Below are 11805 nucleotides of genomic sequence, written 5' to 3'. Positions count from 1 at the left end.
GGCCTCAACCTACCAGCAAAACGCCTCCTGCTTCCCAGGCGATCGCAATGCCGGGGAAGCAGGAGGCATTCATGATTCCAGCGCTCTACGCGCTGCTATACGTTCCTCAAACTATTCCGGGAAGAACACCTGGTCGATGCGCTGCTGCTCGGCCTGCGAGCGTTTCTCGATGAGGCTGCCCACCACCATGAGCACGCCCGCCACGGTGATGCCGATGACGATCTGATGCAGGCCCATCACCTTCAACCCTGCCGCCATGCACGCGCAATACGCACCCGTGCCGCCGACCATGGACAGCAGGGCTCCCAGCTTGCTAGCGCGCTTCCAGAACAGGCCGCACACCATCACCCAGAAAAACGCCGTCTCCAGGCCGCCGAAGGCGAACATGTTGATCTTCCAGATAACGTCGGGCGGCACCACGGCCAAGGCGAACACGATAACGCCCACGCACAACGTGACCATCTGCGAGCCGCGGGAGATGCCGCGCTCGGAAGGCTGCGTGCCGCGAGCCTCGCAGCTATGCAGGTACACGTCCTTGATGATGGCCGAAGACGAAGCGATCAACAGCGACGACACCGTGGAAATGGACGCCGCGATAGGCCCGATGATGGCCACGCCCGCCGCCCAAGACGGCAGCGTCTGCGCGATGGCGCGCGGGATGATGTTGTCCACGCTCGAACCGTAATCGGCAAGGCTGCCCGTCAACACGCCGGCCGACAGCACGCCGAGCGCCGTGACGCCGATCATCATAAGGCCGATGATCACGGTGCCGGTGATCATGGCGCCGTGCAGGGCCTTCGTATCCTTGAAGCCCATGCAGCGCACCATGGATTGCGGCAACACGAACGTGAACACGCCCACGAGCAGCCACTGCGTGAAGTACAGCGTGGCCGGCATGCCGCCGCCGCTGAAGGGCTCGAGCATGGCGGGATGGTTCGCCTTGATGGTATCCATGATGTTCTCGTACCCGCCGCCTGCGGTCAGGATGCCGGCGGCCAGCACGCCGATGCCCACGAGCATGATGATGCCGCAGAGCGCATCGGTGAACGCCACGCCGCGGAAGCCGCCGATGGTGGTGAACAGGATGACCGCCGCGCCGAACAGCACGAGGCCGACCATGTACGAGTAACCGGTGACCGCCTCGAACAGCTTCGCACCGCCCACGAACTGGGCGACCATGGTGGCGGCGAAGAACAGCACCACGATGACGGCGCTGATGTTGGCAAGGGCATTGGAGTTGTAGCGGGCGCGTACGACGTCGATGACGGTGACCGCGTCAAGCTTGCGCGCCACGAGCGCCAACTTCTTGCCCATGATGCCGTAGAGCAACACGAGCGCCGTAACCTGCACGACCGCCATGTACACCCAACCCCAGCCGATCAGCCACGCCTGCCCCGGGCCGCCGACGAAGCTGCTGACGGAGCCGTACGTGGCGATGGTGGTCATGGCCAGCACGAAGCCGCCGAGCGTGCGGTTGCCGATGAAGTATTCCTTGACGAAGCCCCCTTCGCCAGCGCTGCGACGCCGCGCGACGAAGCTGATACCGAGCGCCACTGCCAAAAACAGGACAAGCGGGATAAGCGCTACAAGGTTTTCCATGCGCTACTCACCGTCCTCAGACGCATCGGCCTTGCCGGCGGAGCCGCTGCCCGCCACCTCATCAAGATCGAAGTCGGCGAACACGCGGCGGCTGAGCACCACAGCGGCCACGATGGCGGCGATCCACGGCGCAACGCAGCCGCCGATGACCCATAACGGCGTGTGGAACACCCAGATGTCGGTTCCCGCCAAGCCGAAACCGCCCACAAGCCATACGACGATGATGCACGCAAGAGCCACCGCCGTGGCGCGCGCTTCCTTGTTCGCCTGCCGCATAGCCTGGGCATACGTGCGGATATCGCTTTGGGACACTGCCCTCCCCTTCCCGTAAGGTTGCTTTACGGGGAAATGCTACCACTCCGACCACGCTGCTTCGTTTTGAAAGCCGATTCCAATCCGCGAATGCACGAACCCGGAAGACGGCGGGTTAGGTGACCGCCCGCTAAATCACCGGCGGGCGGAACTCCTTCTTGCCGCGGGCGCGCTCGCGGGCGTTGCGGTTGCGCAGGTTCTCCACGCAGCCCTGCATGCCGTGCGGGACGTAATCGAGCTGATCGAGGTTGTCGGGCAGATAGCTGACCAGCGACAACGGCGCCGTCTGCTCCACGCGCTCAGGCGCGGGCCCCGGACACGCGAAGATGCCGAACGCGCACGCACCCTGTTCGGTGAGCTTGCGCTCATAGGCGCTCCAAGGCTCGCTGGGGAACTCGGCGCGAACGTCATCGCTTCGCCAGGTGACCTTGTACCCCGCCAACTCGAGTTGCGTGAGGGTGAAATCGCGCAGCGGCTGGCTATCGGTGCGCAAACGGATGCCCGCGCCTTGCCCGAGCAGCGGACGGTACGTCATCAGCCGATCAAGATACGTCAGACGCAGATGCGCCTTCTTCTTTTTCGGGAACGGCGTGGGGAAGTTCATGAGCAGCGCCGAAAGCTCGCCGTCAGCGAACACGGCCGACAGGTCGATCTCGGCGGGAGCGCCCGAACGCGCCCCTTTGCCGGCGGATGCGCGGGAAGCATGCGCTTGCTCGGGATGCTTGGCGAACGCTGACGAACCGCCCGGCACATCACCGCGAGCGATACCATCGGCAACGGCGCTGGCAGCAGGAGCCCCCGCTTCGGCCTCATCGTCGAATGCGGGCACGCCATCCATCAGGAAGACCGCGTTGTCCACGCCAGCCGCGGCAGCCGCCTCGGCAGCGCGAAGCGTGCAGACCGCATCCACGTCGAAGCCGACGAATAGCACGTCGGGGCGCATCTTGGCGCAAGCAACGGTGTACTCGCCCTTTCCGCAACCCAAATCCAGCACGACACGCGAGAACGCCCGCCCACGCACGGCCCCGCCGGGAGCCCACGTGGCCCAACGGCCGGCCCAACTAGCGCCGTCGCAGCAGATCTGATCGCTGCACTCCCGGAAGCGCTTCGCAAACGAGAATCCTTTGTGCAATCTGGAAGCAGCCGAGCGCATGCCTTCCCCTTTCGTTGGCGGGACGGTTTCCGCGCCATATACCTGAACAGCCCCGCAAAGCAAACCTTGCGGGGCTGCGATCTAACACATCAGGCAGGCTAAGCCGCCGTTATGCCGCATTACGCGCGGGTGCGGATCTCCTCGCACACCTTCGCGATGAAGTCGGCCGTCTCGAACGGATGCGTCTCGTTGGAGCGGTCGCGCACGGCGATGTTGCCCTCCTCGGCCTCCTTCTCGCCGACGACGATCATGTAGGGCACGCGGTCGATGCTGCGGGCCTCACGGATCTTGTAGCCGATCTTCGCGTCGCGATCGTCAACGGCAACGCGGATGCCCGCATCCTCAAGCTGCGCGGCAACCTGATGCGCGTAATCGCGAGACTTCTCGGACACGCACAGGACCTTGACCTGCGTGGGAGCCAGCCACACGGGGAACTTGCCCGCATAGTGCTCGATAAGGATGCCGATGAAGCGCTCGACGGAACCGAAGCACACGCGATGCAGCATGATGGGGCGCTTCTTCGAGCCGTCGTGGTCCACGAACTCCAAGCCGAAGTTCAGCGGCATCTGGAAGTCAAGCTGCACGGTGCCGCACTGCCACGTACGGCCGAGCGAATCCTCCAGATGGAAGTCGATCTTCGGACCGTAGAACGCGCCGTCGCCCTCGTTGAGCTCGTAGTCCATGCCAAGCTCGGCCAAAGCCGTCTTCAGGCCGTTCTCCGCGGCCTCCCAGTCCTCGTCGGAGCCCATGGAGTCATCGGGGCGGGTGGAAAGCTCCACATGGTACTTGAAACCGAACTGCTGGTACACCGAATCGATAAGGCGAACGACGCCCACGATCTCATCGGTGAGCTGGTCGGGGCGCACGAACAGGTGCGCATCGTCCTGGTTGAAGCAGCGCACGCGGAACAGGCCGTGCAGGGCGCCGCGCATCTCGTGGCGGTGCACCGTGCCGATCTCGCCGGCGCGGATGGGCAGGTCGCGATAGCTGCGCGGTTGAGAGGCGTACACGAGCACGCCGCCAGGGCAGTTCATCGGCTTGATGCAATACTCTTCATCGTCGATGACGGTGGAGTACATGTTGTCCTTGTAGTGGTCCCAGTGGCCCGAGGTCATCCACAGCTGCTTGTTCATGATCATGGGCGTGGAGATCTCGACGTAGCCGGCCTTGCGATGGATCTCGCGCCAGTAGTCGAGCAGCGTGTTCTTGAGCACCATGCCGTTAGGCAGGAAGAACGGGAAGCCCGGAGCCTCCTCGCGCATCATGAACAGGTCCATCTCGCGGCCGATCTTGCGGTGGTCGCGCTTCTCGGCCTCTTCGAGGTTGTGCAGGTACTCGTCAAGCTCGGCCTTCTTGAAGAACGCCGTGCCGTAGAGGCGCTGCAGCTGCTCGCGGCTGGCGTCGGCGCGCCAGTAGGCGCCCGCGAGCTTCATGAGCTTGATGGCGCCGATCTTGCCGGCGGACGGGATGTGCGGACCGGAGCACAGGTCGACGAAGGAACCGTGGCGATAGATGGTGATCTGCTCGTCGGTGAGGTCGTCGATGTGCTCGAGCTTGAAGCGCTGGTCGGCGAAGATCTCCTTCGCCTGGTCGACGGTGACCACCTCGCGTACAAAGGGCTCGTTGGCCTTGATGATCTGCTGCATCTTCTTCTCGATGGCGCCGAAGTCGTCGGAGGAGATGTTCTCGGGCAGCAGGAAGTCGTAGAAGTAGCCGTCATCGGTGGCAGGGCCGAAGGCGATCTGCGTGCCGGGGAACAGGTCCTGCACGGCCTCGGCCATGATATGGGCGCAGGAATGGCGCAAGATATGCAGCGCCTCGGGGCTTTTCGCCGTGATGATCTCGACGGCGGCGCCATCGTGGGCGGGGGTGGTCAGGTCGACGAGCTTGCCGTCGATCTTACCGGCAAGCGCGGCCTTCGCAAGGCCCGCGCCGATGGAAGCCGCCACGTCGGCGACGGTTGCCCCGGCGTCCAGCGTTTTCTTCGAGCCGTCGGGCAAAACGATTTCCATGATACGTTCCTTTCTTCAGCCGGGCAGGTGCATACCGCCTGCGCATCGGTTTTACGGGATTATAAAAAGATAGCATGCAGACGCACACCATGCTAGCGCATAGACCGGCGAATCCCAAATAAGGGCCCGCGCATGCATAGGAGCTTCACGCCCGCCCGCCTGCGCGGCATTTACGACAAGACCGCAAAAGCCCCGACTATGCGCCCGAAAAGCAAAACGAGCCGTCCAAGCGGACGGCTCGTGCTCATGACAAGGAAACGAAGCCTATTCCTCGGGACGCGCCGGGCGCTGCGAACGCGGCTGGCGCGCAGCGGCCTGAGGCTGCGGAGCGCGGCGAGCCGCCTGACGCTGGCCGCCGACCGGGCTTGCGCAGTACGGGCACACCGTCCATGCCGGCTCAAGGGCATGGCCGCAATGGCCGCACAGGTTCTTCAGGCGCTGATGGCAGTTCGGACACAGGACGTAATCGGACTCCACGGGGTAGCCGCAGTTGGCGCACTCGCCGTAGTGCATGAGCTGACGCTGTTTGAGCGCCACCTCGAGCTCCTGCTCGTCGCGATCGATCTGCAGCAGCGGCGGACGCAGCAGGCAGTACGCGATAACGCCCACCAGCGGGACGAGGGCGACGATGCCCCACACATACCAATAGCTGCCGCGCAGATACGCATCGCGCGCAACCCACACGATTGACAGGATGTATAAGATGGCAAGCAGCACGACCACGACGGAAAACGCCGCTTGGATCTCAGGCGTGATCAGCTGCGAAAGCAGTTCGCTCATAGTGTCCCCATTCTTTCCTTTGATCGGCGCTTCGGCCGCTACGCCAGTGCGAACGCTTACGGTCCCCATTAGCACATATACGATGCGGGATTATATCAAACCAGGCAAAACAAGGGCGTTTTGCCAACTAATTTCCGCAACCAGGGTCAGGCAGCGTGCGAACAGAGGCCGACAGCGGGCGGAAAAGCCGCCTGCGCGACCAGCCGGAACGTCCTACACCGCGCCCGGGGCGAAGCAGAACGCAAGCAGCGCATAGCTTGCGCAACCGGCGAGGGCGCACCACAGAAGCGACTTGGTCTTGCGCGCGACCACGACCACCACCGCGGCGGCCGCAAGCGGCATGGCGGCAGGCCACACGCCCGCGTCGAACATGCCCGGCGAAAGCAAGTCGTTGGCAACGAGCGCGGCGAACGCCGCGGGCGGGATGAACCCGAGCGCACGCGCCAGGCCCTCGGGGAGCTGGCGGCCCTTCAGCACGAACAGCGGCAGGCAGCGGCACAGCAGCATGGTGACCAGGCACGTGCCGAAGACGATGAAGAAGTCGGTCATGCTCATCGCACATCGCCCCCTTCCCCGGCGGCCTGCGCGATCTTTTCCTCGAACGCGGCGTCCTCGGCTCTGCGCTGGCGGCGCACCTGCGAGACGAGCATGGCGGCGACCACGCCTAAGATGGCGCCGACCAGGATGGCGGGACCGGCAAGCCCCACGGCCTTGCACGTGAACACGCCCACGATGGCCACCACAGCGGCGACCACGTTCTCGAACGTGATCTTCTGCGTGACCAGCAGGCAGATGAAGATGCTGGTCATAGCGAAACTGGCGATGGCCAGCGGGATGCCGAGCGCGCCTCCGATGAGCACGCCTGCCACGTTGGACAGGGTCCAAGATGCGCACGAGCAGATGTTGACGATGGTGGCACGCGGCACGTTCCAGGTGCCCGTGGCGAAGTTCGCCATGTTCACGCCGAAGCTTTCGTCGGTGACCGTGGCGGAGAACAAAAACGACAGGCGCTTGGGCTCCTTGGCGCACATAGGCGCAAAAGACGCCGAATACAGCATCTGGCGCGTGTTCACGAGCGACACGCTGGCGATGATGGAGGCCAGGGGGCTTCCCGCAAGCCACATGTTGGGAATCATGAACTGACCCGCACCGGAATAGAACATGCACGAAAGGAAGAACACCTGCACGGCGTTCATGCCGATGGAGTCTTCCAAAATGCCGCAGGGAATGCCGATGGCCACATAGCCGAGCATGATGGGGATGGCGGCCTGCACCGCCGGTTGTATGTCGCTTCTCTGTATCATAACCGCACGATTATAGCCCGAAGGGAATCGGGAAAACAGGGGTTGCTTTTCGCGCGAAAGAGGGATGGCAGCACAGCCCGGCGGACGGCGCCGCGCACACCACCCTACCGCATGAAGTCGCGCGGCACGAACAGGCGCTTGAACGTTGCGGTGGCGTAACGGTCGGTCATGCCGGCGATGTAGTCGGTGACGGCCTGCAGGCTATCGCCCTCGGCGATGACGCGATATTCCTCGGGCACTTCCTCGATGTTGTCGACGTAATAGTCGAACAGCTGCGAGACCAAGTGCTTCGCCTTGTTCACTTCCAGCAGCACCTGGGGCGCGGTGTAGACGTTGGCGAACAGGAAGCTGCGCAGCTCGTTCATGGCATCCCATACCGGCTGCGACAACGCGATATCGTCGAGCGCGGCGGAGGTTTGCACCATGTCGCGCACCAAAAGCTCGATGCGGCTGGAGTGATCGAGGCCGAGCACCTCGTGCGTGCTCGCAGGCAGCGCATCCTCGGTGAGCAGTCCGGCGCGGATGGCATCATCGATGTCGTGGTTGACGTAGGCGATGCGGTCGGCGGTGGCCACGATGCGGCCCTCGAGCGTTTCAGCGCGGATGGCGCCGGTATGGTGCAGGATACCGTCGCGCACCTCGGCGGTGAGGTTGAGGCCCCGTCCGTCGTTCTCGATGCGCTCGACCACGCGAAGGCTTTGCTCGTTATGGCGATACTGGGCGGCCACCTGGGCAGATGCAACGTCGATACCGCGACGGCGCGCCAGGCAGCCCGCTAAGGCCGCCTCGCCGGTATGGCCGAACGGCGTGTGCCCCAGGTCGTGGCCAAGCGAGATGGCCTCGGCCAAGTCCTCGTTGAGCCCAAGAGCGCGGGCGATGGTGCGCGCTATCTGCGCCACTTCCAAGGTATGGGTGAGCCGCGTGCGGAAGTGATCGCCTTCGGCAGCTAGGAACACCTGCGTTTTGTGCGACAGGCGACGGAAGCTTTTGCAGTGCAGGATCTTATCGCGGTCGCGCTGGAATTCGGTACGCAGGAAATCCGGCTCCGCCGAACGCGCGCGGCCCTCGGATTCGTCGGATTTTGCCGCATCCGGGCTTAGCAGCGCGTGCTCGCGCAGCTGCTGGTCCTCGCGATGGACGATGTTCATAGCAACCCCTCCTGACCTTAGATTTCAGGCTCATCAGCAGTATACCGCGCAAATGCGCGCCCCGCTGCGCGACGCGGCCCGAACGGCGCACGGGCGCGATCGGCGTGAAGTTATGGAAAGGTTGACGCGGACACGAAACGAATAAGCCACAGACGAGGAGAAAGAAGTATCATGGTTCACTAATGCAACGATTTGATGACACGAAAGGCCCTCATGAGCGACACCTCGACCGAACACCGCAAACCTGAGAAGTATCTTCTTGATTCAACGTTTTTCGTGGCGTTCGAACTTGCCCATGAGGGCTTGAAGGAAGGCCTTCGCGAAGCAAGCTGCCTGAACTGCACGCAATATCGCGCGCTCATCAAGCTTGCCGCAGCCGAACCCGAGCCCATCGGGCAGAAGGACCTGGGCATCATGCTGGATTTGAGGCCCAACGTGATCACGCATGCCGTGAACAAGCTGGAAGACGCCGGCTTCGTCGAGCGCATCCACACGCCCGGAAAACGGGGAAGCCGCGTGCGCGTGCTCGAGGCGGGCATCCGCCACATCGAACAGGCCAACCCCGCCATCATCGCCCAGCTCTACCGCATCTTCCCCACCCAAACCGCGCCGTTCCGCTCGATCTGCGAGGCCGCCGTCATGGCCGGCGCCACCATCGAGCCGCCGCTGTCCCGCGAGATGTCGCGCAAATTCTTCGCCTCCCGCGCCCTGGCTTCCTTCGAGGTGCTGCGAAAGCGCATAGAAAAGGCCTTGGAGGAGTCCTGCGATGGGGCGACGTTCAGCGAATGCCGCGTACTGCAGCGCTTAGGGGAAGTGGGGCACCCCATGCGCATCGTGGACCTGGCTCGTCAGCTGAAGCTCACAAGCGCCACCGCCGTACGGGCTACCGACCGCCTGGCGGAGCGCGGTTGGGTGGAGCGCATGAGCGCGCCCGACGACCGCAAAGCCGTATATGTGGCATGCACCGACGAAGGGCTCCGCATGCAGGACATCGTGCTCGCGGGAGTGGACCGCATCGCCACGCAATACCTGTGGAGCCGCCTTGCCCCCGATAAGTGCCGCGACATCGCCATGGCGGGCCACGTGGTGATGGCCGACCTGCAGCAACGCGAAGAGCAGGAACGCCTGAGCACCCTCGCGCAGCTGCGTCCCTTGAAGCAGTGATGCGCGGGCTTCCCCGCCGTGGCAATATCGTTCGCGATCAGATTCGCCGCACGGGCCTCGACGACATATCTAAGCGAAAACCCGCCTCGAATCCCACGCGCGCTCCCGCTCCGTCGAAAACGAAACGGCTGGCACCAAAACGAAAAGGGGCGTTGACTTGAGCCAACGCCCCTTTTTTACGAATGCGCGATTATGCGCGATTCGCCACTTCTTGAGCCTGATCGTACGTCAACCACCCATCAGGGATGGGCGCATCATCATGGCATCGGCTGCACGCGTTCACCGAAGCACGATGCGCCTTATGGCAATCTCCGCAGTCGAGCTGCTGCCCATGCATGGCCATATGCGGGTTGCGCTCGCCGTACTGCGCCGTCGCCTTCACCAAGTCCTGGCGCGTGATGTTATGGCACGCCGAGTTCAAGCAGAATGCATCGCCATCCTGGCTCAGCCACTCGCCGAGCTGTTCGGTATCGCGTTCCCCAAGCACCAACCCATAGGTTTCGTTGGCGTACAGCGGCATATTGCCGGTGGCCCACTCGCTTACCTCGGTCAGCTGCTGCGACATGGTGGGTTTATGGCAGCTCAGACAGTTCGCATCAGCACCGCCTTCCTCTTTCGGCATCGCATGCACCACGGCCAACATGGAATCGGTGTTCTCCACCGTATTCCCCCACTTGTCAACGCCCTGCACGCCCGGCTCCTGCTCGAACGCGGCAAGGTAAGGATCCATGGGCGTATGGCAAATGGCGTTGCAAAAGCTGGGCTGCTCATGCCAAACCCAAAAGCCACCGCCGGCAACTGCCGCAACCACCGCCACCACAGCCACGGTGATCGGCCATTTGCAGCTTTTCCCGCGAGGATTGCCGGTCCCGTTTTGCTCGCTCATATGTTTGAACCCCCTTTCCGGAAAAGAATCGGAATATGCTAGCGGTTGCCCCCGAGCGCGCAGCGCGCTTTTGCTCGAAAGCTTCGGAGAGAATGCCGCCTACGCTTTATCCAAGCATGGACAATGCCTGGTCGGCAGCCGCTTCGGCCTTGTCCAGGGTTTCGAACGTCAAATCGGGGTTGTGAGCGCCCTCGCTGTTCTCGACCATCACGAAATCCCAGTAGAATTGCGCGTTGCGCTGCAATTTCCACAGAGCGGCAAGCTCATCGGAAGGAGCCTGCTTGCTGCCGGCGTCCTTGGCGGCTTTGATCGCGGCGATCTCGTCAGCATACTTGTCGGCGATCTTGTTCGTCATATCCTCGATCTTCTCGCTGATCGAGGTGACGCGCTGCTCTTCCTTAGCCTGCGTAGCCGCAACTTCGCTCTTCAGGTCGGCATGGCAGTTGTTGCAGTCGTTTGCCAGCATATCCTCGTTCTCAAGCGGGCTGATCCAATTATGAGACGTGTATGCGGTGCCGTCCTCGGCGACTTCGGTACCCATATGGCAGTCGGAGCAGGTGTATCCGATGCGCGCCATGGTGGTGGATTCCCCGCCGTAGATGGTTTCGAACTCCGGATGCTGCACCTTGATCATAGGCGCCATGGTGTCGGCATGGTTCCAGTCGGAGAAGTTCATATCATCGTAATAGGCGAGGATGGCATCGGGCGTCATCTGATCGGTGCCGGTGTAGGGGTTCGTCGTCGCCTTCGTGGTCGGATCGAAATAATACTCGTTGTGACACTGACCGCACGTCTGGCTGGCCAGCGGCGCCTTCTTCTCGTTGTCCACGTCGTCGCCGAGCGCCCTCACGAAGAACTTGTTGCCCACGACCAATTGGGTGGGGTCGTTCTCATGGCAGTTATAGCAGCTGATAGGCTCGTCGAACTGATCGATCATGTCTTTGAATTTTCCTTGATAAGCCGTATCGCCCTCCGCATTCACCAACGCGGTATATTGCGGGGTCTTGCACGAAATGCAGTTGGCGAGCTGCTCCTTTTTCTGCGTACGCGGAGTCTCCTTCACCGTATCGAGCGCGTGCGTATGACCGTGCGCCTCATCATAGCCAAGCGCAAAGGCATATCCCTTGTACATGGTGTTCAGCGCAGGGTACAGCTGCAGGTAATCATGCTTGCCCTCGGTGCCGTTTGCGTCGTTTTGCTTATAGGTTTGATACTGATATGGGTAATCGCCGGCCCATTGATCGGCATGCACCACGCCATACTCATCGGCATCGGGCGTCTGCTCGACTTGCTGCGCGACCGGCTTGTCGGTTGCCTTCTGATCGGCACGTCCAGCCTTGTCGGCGTTCGGCGCACAAGCCGAAAGGCCCACTACCAGGCCGAATGCGCACAAAGCGGTAGTCCAAACGATCGCCTTGCTCCCTTTTGCCTTCATCATCTCCATCTT

At 62.6% G+C, this 11805-nt stretch carries 11 protein-coding genes; 1 reads left to right on the top strand and 10 read right to left on the bottom strand.

The annotated features are described in order from the left end of the window. Nucleotides 1-111: 111 nt before the first annotated feature. From panF to Q0D52_RS04720, 8 genes are all read right to left on the bottom strand, one after another. Nucleotides 112-1599: a sodium/pantothenate symporter gene (panF, locus tag Q0D52_RS04755; RefSeq protein WP_294380520.1), complete on the bottom strand. Its 1488-nt coding sequence runs from the start codon at nucleotides 1597-1599 to the stop codon at nucleotides 112-114. A 3-nt stretch (nucleotides 1600-1602) separates the two neighbouring features. Continuing rightward, on the bottom strand, nucleotides 1603-1911 hold the full coding sequence (locus tag Q0D52_RS04750) for a YhdT family protein (protein WP_294380519.1): 309 nt from the start codon (nucleotides 1909-1911) through the stop codon (nucleotides 1603-1605). A 130-nt stretch (nucleotides 1912-2041) separates the two neighbouring features. Then, nucleotides 2042-3064 carry a methyltransferase domain-containing protein gene (locus Q0D52_RS04745; RefSeq protein ID WP_294380517.1) on the bottom strand — a complete coding sequence of 341 codons (1023 nt, stop codon included), beginning with the start codon at nucleotides 3062-3064 and terminating at the stop codon, nucleotides 2042-2044. A 119-nt stretch (nucleotides 3065-3183) separates the two neighbouring features. Then, complete coding sequence (thrS, locus tag Q0D52_RS04740; RefSeq protein ID WP_294380515.1) at nucleotides 3184-5076, bottom strand: threonine--tRNA ligase; 1893 nt, start codon at nucleotides 5074-5076, stop codon at nucleotides 3184-3186. Nucleotides 5077-5340: 264 nt separating this feature from the next. Further along, on the bottom strand, nucleotides 5341-5856 hold the full coding sequence (locus Q0D52_RS04735; RefSeq protein WP_294362063.1) for a zinc ribbon domain-containing protein: 516 nt from the start codon (nucleotides 5854-5856) through the stop codon (nucleotides 5341-5343). A gap of 213 nt (nucleotides 5857-6069) precedes the next feature. Next, on the bottom strand, nucleotides 6070-6411 hold the full coding sequence (locus tag Q0D52_RS04730; RefSeq protein ID WP_294362062.1) for an AzlD domain-containing protein: 342 nt from the start codon (nucleotides 6409-6411) through the stop codon (nucleotides 6070-6072). Then, entirely contained in the window at nucleotides 6408-7160 is a 753-nt protein-coding gene (locus tag Q0D52_RS04725; RefSeq protein WP_294380514.1) for an AzlC family ABC transporter permease, read from the bottom strand. The genes Q0D52_RS04730 and Q0D52_RS04725 overlap by 4 nt, the downstream gene beginning before the upstream one ends. 104 nt (nucleotides 7161-7264) lie before the next feature. Beyond that, nucleotides 7265-8308, bottom strand: a complete 1044-nt coding sequence (locus Q0D52_RS04720; RefSeq protein WP_294362060.1) for a deoxyguanosinetriphosphate triphosphohydrolase — start codon at nucleotides 8306-8308, stop codon at nucleotides 7265-7267. 213 nt (nucleotides 8309-8521) lie between these two features. Between Q0D52_RS04720 and Q0D52_RS04715 the strand changes: the two genes are divergently transcribed. Next, nucleotides 8522-9472, top strand: a complete 951-nt coding sequence (locus tag Q0D52_RS04715) for a MarR family transcriptional regulator (protein ID WP_294380511.1) — start codon at nucleotides 8522-8524, stop codon at nucleotides 9470-9472. A gap of 190 nt (nucleotides 9473-9662) precedes the next feature. On the opposite strand, the gene Q0D52_RS04710 is transcribed toward Q0D52_RS04715, so the two are convergent. Both Q0D52_RS04710 and Q0D52_RS04705 read right to left on the bottom strand, forming a co-directional pair. Then, the gene (locus tag Q0D52_RS04710) at nucleotides 9663-10358 is read right to left on the bottom strand and encodes a cytochrome c3 family protein (protein ID WP_294380509.1); all 696 of its coding nucleotides are present in this window, start codon (nucleotides 10356-10358) and stop codon (nucleotides 9663-9665) included. 106 nt (nucleotides 10359-10464) lie between these two features. After that, the gene (locus Q0D52_RS04705) at nucleotides 10465-11802 is read right to left on the bottom strand and encodes an ammonia-forming cytochrome c nitrite reductase subunit c552 (protein ID WP_294380507.1); all 1338 of its coding nucleotides are present in this window, start codon (nucleotides 11800-11802) and stop codon (nucleotides 10465-10467) included. Between the last annotated feature and the right edge of the window lie 3 nt (nucleotides 11803-11805).

The organism is uncultured Senegalimassilia sp., assembly GCF_934630535.1.
Classification (GTDB): domain Bacteria; phylum Actinomycetota; class Coriobacteriia; order Coriobacteriales; family Eggerthellaceae; genus Senegalimassilia.
Note: the sequence above shows the minus strand (reverse complement) of the source record. Positions and strands in the feature narration are given on the sequence as shown.